This is a genomic window from Ruegeria sp. CRTD044, from assembly GCF_059613485.1.
This window is the reverse complement of record NZ_JBXWSP010000009.1, coordinates 22,550-38,139: the sequence shown is the minus strand read 5'-3', so window position 1 is coordinate 38,139 and position 15,590 is coordinate 22,550. Positions and strand designations below refer to the sequence as shown.

The following is a 15,590-nucleotide window of genomic DNA, read 5'->3' as shown; positions in this document are numbered from 1 at the left end:
TTCGGCGGACTTGCTGCAACGGAGGCGCGCCATGAAACTTTCGCACCGCATCACGCACCTAAACGGAGGCGGTTCGGACGGGTGGGACGTGTTCTATCGTGCGCGCCGCATGATCGCCGAAGGCCAAGCCGTGACCGAGCTGACCATTGGCGAGCATGACATCCGTACCCACCCCTCGATCCTGGCCGAGATGGACCGGTCGGCGCGTGCGGGCCATACCGGATACGCCATGGTGCCGGGCACGGATCTGCTGCGCGATACCGTGGCCGCGCGGGTGCAGACCCGCACGGGTGTTCCCACCACGCGCCACAACGTGCTGATCACCCCGGGCGGACAGGCCGCGCTGTTCGCCGCGCATATGGCTGCGTGCGACCCGGGCGATGTGGGCCTCTATCTTGATCCGTTCTACGCCACCTACCCCGGCACCATCCGCGGAGCGGGCGCAGTCGCACGCGCGGTTCAGACCCGGGCCGAGGACGCCTTTCAGCCCGACGTGGCCCTGATCGCGGAACAGGCCGAGGGTGCCGCTTCGCTGCTGATCAACACGCCGAACAACCCGACCGGGGTCGTCTATTCCAGCGAAACCCTGACCGAGATTGCCGATCTGTGCCGCGAGCGGAACCTCTGGCTGATCTCGGACGAGGTCTATGACACGCAGATCTGGGACGGCGCGCACCTGTCGCCCCGCGCCCTGCCCGGTATGGCCGACCGCACCCTGGTCGTGGGCTCGATGTCGAAATCCCACGCCATGACCGGATCGCGCTGCGGTTGGATCGTTGGCCCCGAAGAGGCCATAAAACATCTGGTCAACCTTGCCACGCACACCACCTACGGGGTTCCGGGATTCATCCAGGACGCTGCCAGCTTTGCGCTGACCGCGGGGGACGAACTGGAAGAAGAGGTTGCGGCCCCCTTCCGCCGCCGCCGCGCCCTGGCGATGCAGGTTCTGGCCCGACAAAACACTGTGGGCCTGATCCCCGCACAAGGCGCGATGTATCTGATGCTGGACATCCGCGCGACAGGGCAAAGCGGCGAAGACTTCGCTAATGCGCTGCTGGACACCCACGCCATCGCGGTCATGCCCGGCGAAAGCTTCGGACAAGCCGCTGCAGGGCATGTGCGCGTGGCCATGACCATTGATGATGACCGGTTTGCCGCCGCCCTTCAGACCCTATGCGATTTCGCTGCCCGGCTGGCGGGTCAGACAGCGGCCGAGTGACCGAGGCGGGTTTCGTTCAGAACCGGAAGGTCGTGCGCAGATTGAAGGTGTTGGTATCCAGATCGCCGCGCGACCGCGTGACATCGTTGAAATTCTGCCGCAAGGCTTCGCCACTGATAATCAGCCGGTCGCCCAAAGGATAAGCGACGCCGATCCCGTAGACTGCTGCTGTGTCGCTGTCGCCCGAAGTATTCGCCCGCGCGGCACCCACCACGACGTAGCCCAAAGCGGGCCCGAACTCGTACCCGCCGCGCAGTTTCACGCGGGACACGCTGTCCAAACTGCCCTCCGAGGCGCCCAGGTCGAGATTCAGTCGATCATACTCCAACTCACCCCCGACGACGAAGCTGCCCAGATCCAGATTGTATCCGATATTCGCACCGATGCTGCCCGAATTGCCTCCACTACTGCCGGGGCCGTCCGCGTCGGTATAACCGAAGGTGAACCCGGCATAAGGTCCGGTCCAATCCTCGGCCAACGCCACCTGCGCCGCTGGAATCAGCAGGGCCGACAGCAAGGCGCGGATCAGTTTCATGCAGACCTCCGGTTTTCGTTCAGCACCCTTTGCGATTGCAACAGATGCGGTGATGTGCACCTCAATTACACATGTGCTTTGGTGCCGTCAGATCAATTCAAGTCACGCAAATCTTAACAATAAGTAATGGAAGCATAACATATTTCGCCCTTTGCGTGAGGATTTCCTGCGGCGTTCATCGACGTTCCAAATTTTCGAGGCCAAAAGCGACATCGGTCGCAAACAGGACAGATTGCTTGCTCGGACCCTGACATCATTCGTCGCAGGAGTTGAGGACCACATGCCAAACGATATCTGGAAGATCTGCCTGATCAGCCGCACCATCGGTGCCGATAGGGGGCGTGCGGCACGAGGACGGCCGTGACGGGTTGAAGCTTCCCCCTTTGACCTGACTTTCAATTTGGAATCCTCACCATGAACGACCAATCCCGCTCAACGTCCCGCAGTGGCGGCCGCGCCGCCCGTCGGGCCGCCCGTGCCGCGGCCCTGCCCGAACATCTGCGCCCCGTCCGCCCGGGGCTTGAGGGCGGCACCTACAAACCGCTCAGCCAGCAGGACATGGAGCGTATTCACTCCGCCGCTCTCGATGCGCTCGAAACCATCGGTCTGGCCGACGCACCACCCAGCGGGATCGATTACCTGGTGAATGCCGGCTGTACGCTGGGCGATGACGGACGCATCCGTTTTCCCCGTGCGCTGGTCGAGGACACGATCGCCCGCGCCAACCGCTCGGTCACGCTGTACAGCCGCGACGGCAAAACCGATCTCGAACTGTCCGGCGGACGTGTTCATTATGGAACCGCTGGGGCAGCCGTCAGCATGGTCGACGCCCAAGGCCGCAATTACCGCGACTCGACAGTGCAGGACTTGCACGATGCCGCGCGGATTTGCGAACAATTGGACAATATCCATTTCGTGCAGCGCCCCATGGTCTGCCGCGACATCACCGACAACCGCGAAATGGATCTGAACACGATTTATGCTTGTTGTTCTGGAACTTACAAGCATATCGGAACATCCTTCACAGACCCCAGCTATGTAGCTCCGGCCATGGAAATGCTGCATATGATCGCTGGCGGCGAGGACAAATGGCGTGAGCGGCCCTTCGTCTCGAACTCGAACTGCTTTGTCGTGCCACCGATGAAATTCGCGACCGAGAGCTGCCAGGTGATGGAAGAATGCATCAAGGCGGGGATGCCGGTCCTGTTGCTATCCGCTGGAATGGCGGGCGCCACGGCCCCGTCAACGGTGGCCGGTGCGATTGTCCAGGCTACGGCGGAATGCTTGGCCGGTCTGGTTTATGTAAACGCCGTAAGCTCGGGCGCCCCGGCGGTTTTTGGCACTTGGCCCTTTGGTCTTGATCTCAGGACCGGTGCGATGAGCGTCGGGTCTGGCGAGCAGGCCCTGTTGACGGCAGGCTGCGCCCAGATGCACAAATTCTATGACCTGCCCGGCGGCGCTGCAGCCGGTGCTTCGGACTCCAAACTGCCCGACATGCAAGCCGGATGGGAGCAGATGTGTTCCAACGTCATGGCCGGGCTGTCCGGCCTGAACATGGTCTACGAAGCAGCGGGCATGCACGCTTCGCTGCTGGGTTTCTGCTTTGAAAGCCTGATCCTTGGTGACGATCTGATCGGTCAGGCCCTGCGATGCGTTCGTGGGATCGAGGTCACGGACGACACGCTGGCGCTGGACCAGATCGCGTCGGTCTGTCTCGGTGGCCCGGGTCACTACCTGGGTACCGACGCAACACTCAGCCGTATGCAGGCCGACTATGTCTATCCGGCGCTTGGCGACCGGACCTCGCCCAAGGAATGGGCCGAGCTGGGCAAGCCGGACCTGGTCGAAAAGGCCACCGCACGCAAAGAAGAGATCCTTGGCGCTCCGTCTCCGGCGCGTTTCGATCCGGCGCTGGATGCGGGACTCAGAAGCAGGTTCAACATTCATTTGCCTGCATAACCAATTGAAAAGCAGCCCAGATCGCTCTGGGCTGCCTCGTGCTTCAAGCTGTTAACCGTTGCTGGGCGGCAGCAGACCGGCTTCTTGCGCGGCTGCGATTTCGGCCTCATCCAAAGCGCCGTCACCATTCGCGTCCAAAAGCGAGAACGCATCGGCATCCATGTCGGGCACAACGGCCTGAACCTCTTCGATGGTCAGAACACCGTCGCCATTTGCGTCAGCCGAGCTCTGCGCGAATGCAAGCGCAGGGAACCCGAGGGCAACTGCGGCCAGAACGGCCAGTTTCTGAGAGTTCATTGTCAGTCTCCTGATAGGGGGTTTGTGGTAGTCTGTCCGGACAGGCACACAAAACACCCGCTCAGCCGCATTGTCATCGGCCGCAGAGATTTTCCCGCAATTCGCGCTAATCCCTGCCCGTTTGGGCCATTTGGATTCGCAAGCTTTCGCTGCGCCAAGCCGCTTGCCGGCCTATCGGCACAACTTCCCTCATCCGTACCCCTGTTCCCGGCAATCTGTCGCTCAGCCCGACCGAGTCGAAAAAAGAAAGGGGGCCGAAGCCCCCTGTCAGTTTTGCCGTCCAGGCTCAATTCGTTGACCGCCCGGTGTTTTTTTGCCTGCGGCCTGGACTGCACATGGGACGAGCGCACCCGCCCCGTGAGAGAGTGGGAAGGACCGATATTCCGCCCCACCCTGTTCCCGGCCAGCACGGGCATGCCGGCCGAGTGGACCAGGGCAACCTAGGGTAAGTCTCAGGTTTTGCCTTGCTCCGAATTCGTCGGGACCGGAAGTCCGGGGGGAAATCCAGGTCCCTACACCCCGCCTGGCGGGGCGTTTGCCTTAGCTACACCCGCTGGTTGCCCCGCAGGTGTTGCATTTCATGCAGGTGCCGTTGCGCACCAGCGTGTAGTTTCCGCATTCGCCACAAGGATCACCCTCGTATCCCTGCATCTTGGCCTTTGTCCGGGCATCCATCCCCGTAGCCGTTTCGGTGACGACGGTGGTTTCGCTCTTGGTTTCAAAGGTCACAGCCGCTTCGGACAGTCCGGTCGCTTCGGCGGCACCGTTGAACATCATCAGGTCCTGCGGCAAACGCTTGCGCAAATAACCGGTCGAACTGATCTGTTTCAGCACCTCGAGGGATTTCGAAGCCGCGCTGTCGCTGATCTCCGAGACGTTCGATACACCCTCTTCCTCGCCACGACCCAGGTCGTCGAATGTTGCGCCCTCGGGCTTCACATGCGCCAGGTCGGTGCGATCGAGGTACGACACGGCCAGTTCGCGGAAGATGTAGTCGAGGATCGACGTCGCGTTTTTGATCGAGTCGTTGCCTTGAACCATCCCGGCGGGTTCGAACTTGGTGAAGGTGAAGGCGTCGACAAACTCTTCCAGCGGCACGCCATATTGCAGACCGACCGAGACGGCGATGGCGAAGTTGTTCATCATCGCACGGAAGCCAGCGCCTTCTTTGTGCATGTCGATGAAGATCTCGCCCAGTTGCCCATCTTCGAATTCGCCGGTGCGCAGATAGACCTTGTGCCCGCCCACGATCGCCTTTTGGGTATAACCCTTGCGACGATGCGGCAGCTTTTCGCGGTGACTGCGGATGATCTCTTTGACCACCACCTTTTCGACGACCTTCTCGGCCAGAGTCACTGCCTTTTCCTGGATCGAGCCGCTTTCGAGGATTTCAGCCGCTTCGTCGTCATCCTCGACCAACGCCGCCGCCAGCGGCTGGCTGAGCTTGGACCCGTCGCGATACAGCGCGTTGGCCTTGACGCCCAGGCTCCAGGACAGCTCGTAGGCCTTCTGGCAATCTTCGATCGTGGCGTCATTGGGCATGTTGATCGTCTTGCTGATCGCGCCCGAGATGAAGCTTTGCGCCGCAGCCATCATGGTGATGTGGCTGTCAACACCCAGGAACCGCTTGCCCTTCTTGCCGCAGGGGTTGGCGCAGTCGAAGATCGAGTAGTGCTCGGGCTTCAGATGCGGGGCCCCTTCCAGGGTCATGGTGCCGCAGACATGGTCGTTGGCTGCATCGATATCCGCCTTGCTGAAGCCCAGATGGCGCAGCATGTCAAAGGTCGGATCGTTCAGCTTGCTGGCCGGGATGCCCAGAACACCGGTGCAGAAATCCTCGCCCAGCGTCCACTGGTTGAAGACAAACCGGATGTCGAACGCGCTTTCCAGCGCAGCGTCGATCTTGGCCAGTTCGTTCGGGCCGAACCCGTGACCGGTCAGCGAGGTGTGGTTGATCCCCGGCGCGTTGCCCAAGGTGCCGTGACCCACCGCGTAGGACACGATCTCCTCGATCTGGGCCGAGGAATAGCCCAGCTTTTCCAGCGCCGACGGCACCGAGCGGTTGATGATCTTGAAGTAGCCGCCCCCGGCCAGTTTCTTGAACTTCACCAGCGCAAAGTCGGGCTCGATCCCGGTGGTGTCGCAGTCCATCACAAGACCAATCGTGCCGGTCGGCGCAATCACCGTGGCCTGCGCGTTGCGATAGCCGTTCTTCTCGCCCAAGCTCAGCGCTTCGTCCCAGGCGCTCATGGCCAATTCGACAAGGCGTTTGTCCGGACAGTTGGCGTGATCCAGCGGCACCGGCTTGACCGACAGCTTCTCATAGCCCTGGGTCACACCCTGCGCAGCGCGACGGTGGTTGCGGATGACCCGCAGCATATGCTCGGCGTTGCGCTTGTAGCCGGCGAACGGCCCCAGCTCTCCGGCGATCTCGGCCGAGGTGGCATAGGCAACGCCGGTCATGATCGCGGTCAGTGCGCCACAGATCGCACGACCCTCGTCCGAGTCGTAGCCGTAGCCCATGTTCATCAGCAGTCCGCCGATATTGGCGTAACCCAGACCCAGCGTACGGAAGTCGTAAGACAGCTGCGCGATCTCTTTCGACGGGAACTGCGCCATTGTTACCGAGATCTCGAGCGTCAGCGTCCAGAGACGGGCCGCGTGCATGTAGTCGGCCGCCTGGAACTCGCCATCCTTCAGGAAAGTCAACAGGTTCATCGAAGCCAGGTTGCAGGCCGTGTCATCCAGGAACATGTACTCTGAGCACGGGTTCGAGCCACGAATCTCGCCGTCTTCAGGGCAAGTGTGCCATTCATTGACCGTGTCGTGGAATTGAATGCCCGGATCGGCGCAGGCCCAGGCCGCGTGGCCGACTTTTTCCCACAGATCGCGTGCCTTGACCGTCCGGGCAACCTTGCCGTCGGTACGGTTGATCAGCTCCCAATCGGCATCTTTCTCTACCGCCTTCAGGAAAGCGTTGGTCACACGGATCGAGTTGTTCGAGTTCTGCCCCGAGACCGAGCTGTAGGCCTCAGAGTCCCAGTCGGTGTCATAGGTCGGGAACTCGATGCTGTCGTGGCCCTGCTTGGCATAATCCAGCACGCGCTTGATATAAGTCTCGGGGATCGCGACCTTTTTCGCTTCGCGGATCGCCGCTTTCAGCGCGTCGTTTTTCTTGGGGTCATAGGCGTCGTCCTGTGCGCCGTCCCAAGCGCGGATGGCCTCGAAAATGCCGTTCAGCATCTTCTCGTGCATCTTCGATCCAGCAACGATCGAGGCCACCTTCTGCTCTTCGATCACCTTCCATTCAATGAATTGCTCGATGTCAGGGTGATCTGCATCGACGATCACCATCTTTGCTGCTCGACGGGTTGTCCCGCCTGATTTGATCGCGCCAGCGGCGCGGTCGCCGATCTTGAGAAAGCCCATGAGGCCCGAGGACTTGCCGCCACCCGACAGCGCTTCGCCTTCTGCACGCAGATGGCTGAAGTTGGTCCCGGTACCCGAGCCGTATTTGAACAGGCGCGCCTCGCGCACCCACAGATCCATGATGCCGCCTTCGTTCACCAGGTCGTCATCGACCGACTGGATGAAGCACGCGTGCGGCTGCGGATGTTCATAGGCCGATTTCGACTTGGTCAGCTTACCGGTTTTGTAGTCCACATAGTGGTGACCTTGGGCCGGACCGTCGATCCCATAGGCCCAGTGCAGACCAGTGTTGAACCATTGCGGGCTGTTCGGTGCGGCGCGCTGTGTCGCCAGCATGTAGCGCATCTCGTCGAAATAGGCGCGCGCGTCTTCCTCGGTCGAGAAGTAACCGCCCTTCCAGCCCCAATAGGCCCACGCACCCGCCAGGCGATCAAACACCTGCTTCGAAGACGTCTCGCCGCCAAATTCGGCATCGTCGGCCGGAACCGAGCGCCACAAAAACTCGGGCACGTCCTTCTCACGGACTTTTTTCAGTTTGCTGGGAACGCCCGCCTTGCGGAAATACTTCTGAGCGATCACGTCGCTGGCGACCTGGCTCCACCGAGAGGGGACCTCGATGTTATCAAGGCGGAACACGATCGTTCCATCCGGATTGCGGATCTCGGACGTGACGGACACGAAGTCCAACTCTGCGTATGCGTCCTGCCCTGCCTTGGTAAATGTTCTTTCAATCTTCATGTCCGCCGCCCTAGATCAATCAGCCCAAATTCGGTTGTCCGGCACCAATTCCGTTTTTTGGCGGGGTGCCGCCCGCCTTGACCGCCGATCAGGGACGCAAAGGACCGGGCGCTGCCTTTGGCAGCGCAAACCCGTTCGCACGGTTGCACGTCAGTTTGGAGTGCTTTCCGACCCTCGCCCTATGCCAACTCCGGCTATTCCTACCAGATTTAGTGGCAACTCACTCGGCCCATACAATCTGGCGTATCTACCCATAGTTGGTCAACGGCATTTTTTGGCTCCGAACCAAAACTTTTCTGTTGACCGCAAAACCGCAGGATGGGCCAAGACAGAACGCGCCGATTCCTCCACAACGCTGTCCACAAAACCGTGCAGATCGGTCAAATCGGATTTTCTTTTTTCCCGGCCCGGTTACGAGAAAATGGTCACCTGCCCGTCCGTGCCCCATACTGAGGGGAGAATCACCAATCTTCGTGGCAGCGCGACGCGACGCATCACGACACACAAAAGACGGAGTGCGCCGTGAAAACCTCGATTATCCGTTTGTTACCGGTTCTTACCTTGCTGGCCGCTTGCGCGACGCCGGAGCCGGAACAGTCTTCACGCAGCGCTCAGTTCGCCGAATACCCCGATCAATTGTTCAGCACGTTCGAGATCAGCTGCGAAGGTCCGGAGGAACGGTTCACACGCCCCGAGCGCAGCAGTTTCGAGTGCCGTTCCTCTCTGCCTCCGGAAACCACCGCGTTCTTGATCCTCAACTATGACGGTTACCCGCAGGACTTGCCCAAAGGGGTGCGCCGCATGTCTTCGACCCGCAATCAGGCCGGTTACCGGGTCGATGCCGAGTTGTTTTTCCTGGTCCCCCAGAAGGACGGAGCGACGATCAAGGTTCCCGTCGAAAGCTCGGTTCTGGATGATGAGTTGACACGGCTCTACCGTTATTTCGGTGGAACTCCGTTGTAAGGAAAGTGGTCGGGGCGGCGAGATTCGAACTCACGACCCCCTGTACCCAAAACAGGTGCGCTACCAGACTGCGCCACGCCCCGGACCGTGCGCCTTCCTAACGGTGTCATTCGGATTTGAAAAGCCCTAACAGGGCCAGATTGCAGAGCCTTGCGAAAAAATTTCGTGGCGCATGACCGTACCCGGTGCGATCGAGTAACGGGCGGCCAGTCCCGCATTCACCTCAAGAACCGCAAAGACCGAATCGCCGCCCTCGATTGGGGTCAGATCCCCCGGTACGGCGTCGGAATGAACACGGGTCACCACTCCAGTGCGATCCAGAAAGATCATGTCCAGCGGGATCAAGGTGTTCTTCATCCAGAATGCGACCGGCTGGGGCGGATCGAACACGAACAGCATCCCTTCGCCCTGAGGCATGCTTTCGCGGAACATCAAACCCTTTGCCCGCTCCTGCGGAGAAACGGCCAATTCGACCAGAAACCGGACCTGTGCCTTGTCATTGCGAAGGTCCACCCGGTCAGACCGGCATTCAGCAAAGGCGCCTTGTGACAGAAAAATACTCAGAAGAAGACCGGCCAGAATCCGCATCACGCGCAGCGCTCAGTCATTGAGCGCGGATTCCCACGCAAGCACTTGTGCGGCCATGCGGCCCCGCTTGCCGTCGATGACCCGCATCGCCAGCGCCTCGCCCGGCTGGAGATCGGCCAACCCGGACCGGCGCAGAACTTCGATATGCAGAAACACGTCCTCGCTGCGGCCGAAGACATTGGCAAAGCCGAAACCCTTGCTCTTGTCGAACCACTTGACGCGCGCGGCCTCGAGCGGCGCATGCGCGATCTCATTGGGATCCATTTCGGCGAAATCCGCCAGCATCACCGAGTCGGCGCGCTCGGGCGGATCGATGCTCACGACCTCAACCGCCTGAACCCCGCGATCGGTGCGGTGAGTCATGATCTCAATGCCCGCGCCATCAGCGACCGAGCTTTGCCCGAAGTTCCTCAGAACGTTCACGTGCAGCAGGATATCAGGGCCGCCATCGTCGGACACGACAAAGCCATACCCCTTTGCGGGGTCAAACCATTTTACGTGTCCACGAACGCGGTACATGCTGTTCAGGTCTTCTGGCACGGTGTTCCCATCACGAGATTCAAAGGGTCATTAGGGGTCTGATGTGTATGGAAACGTCGGGCAAATTCAAGCTGAAAAAATTCAGACATTTCCGTGTGTTGCATTTCACGATACGCGAACGTCATGGATTCAACCTCTGTACGCTCCACTTTTGCTCGGACGGGTCGCGCCGCCAGCGGAACCTGTCGTGCAGCCGAAAGGCACCATCCGCCCAAAACTCGATTTCAACCGGCATCAGCCTGTAGCCACCCCAGAATTCGGGCCGCGGCGGGTTTGATCCCAGCTTTGCCGTCACCTTTGCAACTTCGGCCATCAGAGCAGCCCGGCTGCTCAGAGGTTCCGACTGTCGCGAAGCCCAGGCACCCAGCCGGCTTTTCAGCGAGCGTGACGCATAATATTCGTCGGCCAAAGGGCCGTCTTCTTTGGTGATTGTACCACGAACCCGGATCTGACGCCGCAGTGATTTCCAGTGCATAACAAAAGCGGCTTTGCCGGCCGCATCCAGCTCTTGGGCCTTGGCACTGTGATAGTTGGTATAGAAAACGAAGGAGTCCGCCTCGATATCCTTCAGCAACACCATCCGTGCGTTCGGCATACCATCGGGGTCCACGGTTGCCAGGGCAATCGCGTTCGGATCGTTCGGTTCCGTCTTTTCGGCTTCGGCCAACCAACGGGCCGCGATCACGAACGGATCGTCACCGGCAAAGATGCCGTTTCGCTCACTCATGTCCATCCCCTGGAACGAATTGAACATGACCCTACGGCGAGAACCCGCCCCGGGCAAGAGTGCATGGCCTTGATGCAGCGCAATCAATGGCATAAACCAACGCAACACATCGCGACGACAGGCGGAGAACCGAACATGTCAAATCAGTTGATGGCCGGCAAGCGCGGCCTCATCATGGGACTGGCCAATGACAAATCAATCGCATGGGGAATCGCCCGCGCCTTGTCCGAAGCCGGAGCCGAACTGGCTTTCTCTTATCAGGGGGATGCACTAAAAAAACGGGTCGACCCGTTGGCGGCCCAACTGGGTAGCGAGATCGTCCTGCCCTGTGACGTCAGCAACGAAGAGTCGATCGACGAGTTGTTCGCGGCACTGAAAGAGAAATGGGGCAAGCTGGATTTCGTGGTCCACGCCATTGGTTTCTCCGACAAGAACGAACTTCGCGGCCGCTATGTCGACACGTCGCGCGCGAATTTCAAGCTGACGATGGACGTATCGGTCTACTCTTTCACCGCAGTGATGCAACGCGCCGAAAAGCTGATGACCGACGGCGGCAGCGCCATCACCCTGACCTATTACGGCGCCGAGCAGGTCATGCCGCACTACAATGTCATGGGTGTGGCCAAGGCCGCGCTCGAGGCGTCGGTGAAATACCTGGCCGAGGACCTGGGCAAGGACAACATCCGCGTCAACGCGATCTCGGCCGGGCCGATCAAAACCCTCGCCGCCAGCGGTATCGGCGACTTCCGCTACATCATGAAGTGGAACGAATACAACTCGCCCCTGCGCCGCAACGTGACCATCGATGACGTGGGCAAATCGGCCCTTTATCTTCTGTCCGACCTCAGCAGCGGCGTGACCGGTGAAAACCTGCACGTTGACTCGGGTTATCACATCGTAGGCATGAAAGCCGTCGACGCGCCGGACGTGGAAAAGGGATAAGACCATGAGCGCAAAGGACCGCCTGCCCCACGAAAAAGGCTTTCACATCAGCTGGGACCAGATTCACCGTGACTCGCGCGCGCTGGCCTGGCGGCTGGACGGTCAGGGCCCCGATGACGGTGCTTGGCGCGCCGTGGTGGCGATCACGCGCGGCGGCATGGCACCGGCGATGATCGTCAGCCGAGAGCTGGACATCCGCACCGTAGATACCATCAGCGTCAAATCCTATCACCATCAAGAACGTGGCGAGGCCGAGGTGCTCAAAGCCCCCGATGCCGATCTGATGGGGGATGGTGAGGGCGTGCTGATCATCGACGACCTGGTCGACAGCGGCAAGACGCTGGAACTGGTGCGCAAGATGTACCCCAAGGCCCATTTCGCCACGGTCTATGCCAAGCCCAAGGGCCGCCCAATGGTTGACACCTATATCACCGAGGTCAGCCAGGACACCTGGATCTTCTTCCCTTGGGATATGGCCCTGCAATATGTCGAGCCCTATCGCGGCACCGACTGATCCCACTTTTCCACCACAAATCAGCAAGACCGGACACCCGATGACATTGACCCGCACCGCCGCCACCTTCGCCCCTCCGGTGATGGAGGCGCGGCGTTGGCTCGAAGGGGTCACGTTCTCGGAAGACCGCCCGCTGATCAATGTCAGCCAGGCGGCGCCGGTCGATCCGCCGCCTCTGGCGCTGCGGCAGGCGATGGCCGATTTCGCGATCAATCAGGACGCCGCACATCTCTACGGCCCGGTATTGGGCAACCCCGATCTGCGCACGGAGCTCGCGCGTGAGATCGGCGATCACTACGCTGCCGAGGTTCGGCCGGAGCAGACAGCCATCACCTCGGGATGCAATCAGGCCTTTGCCTCGGCCATCTCGGCGATCACCGATCAAGGGGATGAGGTCATCCTGCCAACACCCTGGTATTTCAACCATAAAATGTGGTTGGACATGGCCGGAGTGCGGGCGGTTGATCTGCCGACCGGGTCGGACCTACTGCCCGATCCGGAACAGGCGCGCGCGCTGATCACCGAGCGCACGCGCGCGATCGCGCTGGTCACGCCCAACAATCCGGGTGGGGTCGAATACCCAGCGGATCTGGTCCGAGCCTTCTATGACCTTGCGCAACAGCATGGCCTGCGCCTGCTGGTCGATGAAACCTATCGTGATTTCGACAGCCGCAGTGGCCCGCCGCACGCGCTGTTCCAGCAGTCCGACTGGGACCGGACGCTGGTGCATCTATATTCCTTCTCGAAGGCCTACCGCCTAACCGGCCACCGGGTGGGTGCGATCGCCACCGGTGCGCCGCTGCTGGCCGAGGTCGAGAAGTTCCTCGACACCGTCGCCATCTGCCCCGGACAAATGGGCCAGTTCGCGGCGCTGTGGGGGATGCAGAACCTGTCTCAATGGCTGGCCGGGGAACGCGCCGAGATTCTGGATCGCCGCGCCGCAATCACGCAGAACATGCCCCGCCTGACGGACAAGGGATGGCGGCTGCTGGGTCTCGGGGCCTACTTCGCCTATCTCGAACACCCGTTCGACATGCCGTCGGATATTCTGGCGCGCAGACTGGTCGCCGAGGCGGGTATTCTGCTGTTGCCGGGCACGATGTTCATGCCCGATCACGACCCCGCCGGGAAACGCCAGGTGCGCATTGCTTTCGCCAATCTGGACCGTGCCGGAATCGGGCTATTGTTCGACCGCTTGCAGGCTCTGTCCTTCTGAGCTTGCCCCCCGGCATCCCGCGTCGTATTCAGGGCCGCAACAGTCACGGCAGAACCCTGCCGCAAGATCCAAGAGGGCACTATGGCCGCAGGCATTAACAAACTCTCCAAAACCTTCGTCTGGATTCTCATGGGCATGCTGATGCTGGGTCTTGCCGGTTTTGGCGCCGTCAACCTCAGCGGAACGGTACGCACAGTCGCCCAGGTCGGGGATGAGGACGTTTCGGTCGATGCCTATGTCCGCGAGCTGCAGCGCGAAATCCGCGCGGTCGAGGCGCAGACCGGTCAACCGATGCAGATGTCACAAGCCCGCGAGCTGGGGCTGGATCAGCGGGCCTTGGCGCGTCTGGTTTCGCTGGCAGCCCTGAACAACGAGGTCGCACAGCTGGGTGTTTCGATCGGTGATGCCAACCTGCAGAAGGAAATCGTCGGCATTCAGGCCTTTCAGGGCCCTGACGGATCTTTTGACCGCGAAGCCTACCGCTTCCAGCTGGAACAGATCGGCATGACCGAAACCGAGTTCGAGGAAGACCTGCGAAAGGAAACAGCACGGACAATTGTCCAAGGCGCGATGATGGACGGTGTTGAAATGCCCGCGATCATGACCAAAGCCTTGGCCGACTATGTTCTCGCTCGCCGCAGCTTTACCGTCGCAACTCTGTCGCCGGACGCTCTGACGACCCCGATCCCCGAGCCGACAGAGGCCGAGATCCAAGCGTTTTACGACGCGAATACCGATCGGTTCACCCTGCCGCGCACCAAAAAGATCACCTACGCCGTTCTGTCGCCGGAGATGCTGCAGGATACGGTCGAAATCGACGAAGACGCGCTCAAGCGTCTGTATGAACAGCGCAAGGACCAGTATCAGCAACCCGAACGTCGTCTGGTTGAGCGGCTGGTCTACCCCTCGGAAGAAGAGGCGACTGCGGCGATGGCGCAGCTGGAAGTCGGCGGGGCGGATTTTGAGCAGCTGGTACGCGAACGCGAACTTGAACTGAGCAGTGTCGATCTGGGCGATGTGACCCGCGAAGATCTGGGCGAGGCCGCGGATGCCGTTTTTGCCGCAGAGATTGATCAGGTCGTGGGTCCCCTGCCCTCGGTCTTTGGTCCGGCCCTGTTCCGGGTCAACGGATCGCTGGCCGAACAGAACGTGAGCTTTGAGGACGCCGAACCGGAACTGCGTGCAGAGCTGGCCGGCGAACGCGCCCGGCGCCTGATCGAAAGCCAGGCCGAAGAGATCAACGACATGCTGGCCGGCGGCGCCACGCTGGAAGAGTTGGCCAACGAGACCGAAATGGAGCTTGGCAAGATTGACTGGACCCGCCAAAGCGACGACGGCATCGCCGCGTATGACGGCTTCCGCCAGGCCGCTCAGGCCGTCCGCGAAGATGATTTCCCGGAAATCGGATTCCTCGAGGATGGTTCGATCTTTGCCCTGCGGCTGGATGAGGTTCTGCCGCCGCGCCCCGAGCCGCTGGAGTCCGCTCGCGACCGCGTCGCCGCCGCATGGGTACAGGAACAGACGGCCAAGGCGCTTGAGGAACAGGCCAACGGCATCGTGACTCAATTGGCCGTCGACGGTGATTTCACGGCGACCGGGCTGCCATTCCGTGTCGAAAACGCGCTGACCCGTACCGCGTTTCTGGATAACGTACCGGCCGACTTCATGACCCAGATCTTTGAGATGGAGCCCAATGAGATGCGCGTGATCGCGGGACCGGATGCGGCATTCATCGTACGGCTGGACGAGGTTCTTCCGCCTGCGGAAACCGACGAACAGCGCCTGATGCAGGAAGCCGCTGCCGCTCAGCTGAACCAGGCACTGGCCCAAAACATCTTCGACATCTATGTGCGCGACGCTCAGACACGCGCGCGGCCGACCCTGGACCAGCGCGCGCTGAACGCGGTTCAGGCCAACTTCTGA

Annotated in this window: 13 protein-coding genes and 1 tRNA gene; 7 read left to right on the top strand and 7 right to left on the bottom strand. The window is 60.8% G+C overall.

Annotated features, from left to right (window positions below):
* The first annotated feature begins 31 nt into the window (after positions 1 to 31).
* Positions 32 to 1,219, top strand: a complete 1,188-nt coding sequence (locus AC2FNL_RS09190; RefSeq protein WP_496833247.1) for a pyridoxal phosphate-dependent aminotransferase — start codon at positions 32 to 34, stop codon at positions 1,217 to 1,219.
* Positions 1,220 to 1,235: 16 nt separating this feature from the next.
* Here the strand turns inward: AC2FNL_RS09190 and AC2FNL_RS09185 are convergent, their stop codons facing one another.
* Positions 1,236 to 1,754, bottom strand: a complete 519-nt coding sequence (locus AC2FNL_RS09185; protein WP_496833245.1) for an outer membrane protein — start codon at positions 1,752 to 1,754, stop codon at positions 1,236 to 1,238.
* A 414-nt stretch (positions 1,755 to 2,168) separates the two neighbouring features.
* Between AC2FNL_RS09185 and AC2FNL_RS09180 the strand changes: the two genes are divergently transcribed.
* On the top strand, positions 2,169 to 3,713 hold the full coding sequence (locus AC2FNL_RS09180) for a trimethylamine methyltransferase family protein (protein WP_496833244.1): 1,545 nt from the start codon (positions 2,169 to 2,171) through the stop codon (positions 3,711 to 3,713).
* 51 nt (positions 3,714 to 3,764) lie between these two features.
* On the opposite strand, the gene AC2FNL_RS09175 is transcribed toward AC2FNL_RS09180, so the two are convergent.
* Both AC2FNL_RS09175 and AC2FNL_RS09170 read right to left on the bottom strand, forming a co-directional pair.
* Positions 3,765 to 4,010, bottom strand: coding sequence for an EF-hand domain-containing protein (locus AC2FNL_RS09175; RefSeq protein WP_093962168.1), 246 nt, complete (start codon positions 4,008 to 4,010; stop codon positions 3,765 to 3,767).
* A gap of 540 nt (positions 4,011 to 4,550) precedes the next feature.
* The gene (locus tag AC2FNL_RS09170) at positions 4,551 to 8,177 is read right to left on the bottom strand and encodes a vitamin B12-dependent ribonucleotide reductase (protein WP_496833243.1); all 3,627 of its coding nucleotides are present in this window, start codon (positions 8,175 to 8,177) and stop codon (positions 4,551 to 4,553) included.
* Positions 8,178 to 8,699: 522 nt separating this feature from the next.
* Between AC2FNL_RS09170 and AC2FNL_RS09165 the strand changes: the two genes are divergently transcribed.
* The gene (locus tag AC2FNL_RS09165; protein WP_367646452.1) at positions 8,700 to 9,140 is read left to right on the top strand and encodes a hypothetical protein; all 441 of its coding nucleotides are present in this window, start codon (positions 8,700 to 8,702) and stop codon (positions 9,138 to 9,140) included.
* 6 nt (positions 9,141 to 9,146) lie between these two features.
* On the opposite strand, the gene AC2FNL_RS09160 is transcribed toward AC2FNL_RS09165, so the two are convergent.
* The 4 genes from AC2FNL_RS09160 to pdxH all read right to left on the bottom strand — a co-directional run bounded on the left by AC2FNL_RS09160 (position 9,147) and on the right by pdxH (position 10,995).
* Positions 9,147 to 9,223: transfer RNA gene (locus AC2FNL_RS09160), tRNA-Pro, on the bottom strand.
* 43 nt (positions 9,224 to 9,266) lie between these two features.
* Positions 9,267 to 9,728 carry a DUF192 domain-containing protein gene (locus AC2FNL_RS09155; RefSeq protein ID WP_496833297.1) on the bottom strand — a complete coding sequence of 154 codons (462 nt, stop codon included), beginning with the start codon at positions 9,726 to 9,728 and terminating at the stop codon, positions 9,267 to 9,269.
* Between the two features lie 12 nt (positions 9,729 to 9,740).
* The gene (locus tag AC2FNL_RS09150) at positions 9,741 to 10,268 is read right to left on the bottom strand and encodes a cold-shock protein (protein WP_093962172.1); all 528 of its coding nucleotides are present in this window, start codon (positions 10,266 to 10,268) and stop codon (positions 9,741 to 9,743) included.
* A gap of 121 nt (positions 10,269 to 10,389) precedes the next feature.
* Positions 10,390 to 10,995, bottom strand: coding sequence for a pyridoxamine 5'-phosphate oxidase (gene pdxH, locus AC2FNL_RS09145; protein WP_170363392.1), 606 nt, complete (start codon positions 10,993 to 10,995; stop codon positions 10,390 to 10,392).
* Between the two features lie 135 nt (positions 10,996 to 11,130).
* Between pdxH and fabI the strand changes: the two genes are divergently transcribed.
* The 4 genes from fabI to AC2FNL_RS09125 all read left to right on the top strand — a co-directional run bounded on the left by fabI (position 11,131) and on the right by AC2FNL_RS09125 (position 15,590).
* Positions 11,131 to 11,937 carry an enoyl-ACP reductase FabI gene (gene fabI, locus AC2FNL_RS09140; protein ID WP_093962972.1) on the top strand — a complete coding sequence of 269 codons (807 nt, stop codon included), beginning with the start codon at positions 11,131 to 11,133 and terminating at the stop codon, positions 11,935 to 11,937.
* 4 nt (positions 11,938 to 11,941) lie between these two features.
* Positions 11,942 to 12,451 (top strand): xanthine phosphoribosyltransferase, encoded by a 510-nt coding sequence (gene gpt / locus AC2FNL_RS09135; protein ID WP_093962173.1) that lies wholly within the window; start codon positions 11,942 to 11,944, stop codon positions 12,449 to 12,451.
* Positions 12,452 to 12,491: 40 nt separating this feature from the next.
* The gene (locus AC2FNL_RS09130; protein ID WP_496833241.1) at positions 12,492 to 13,667 is read left to right on the top strand and encodes an aminotransferase; all 1,176 of its coding nucleotides are present in this window, start codon (positions 12,492 to 12,494) and stop codon (positions 13,665 to 13,667) included.
* An 81-nt stretch (positions 13,668 to 13,748) separates the two neighbouring features.
* Positions 13,749 to 15,590: a peptidyl-prolyl cis-trans isomerase gene (locus AC2FNL_RS09125; protein ID WP_496833239.1), complete on the top strand. Its 1,842-nt coding sequence runs from the start codon at positions 13,749 to 13,751 to the stop codon at positions 15,588 to 15,590.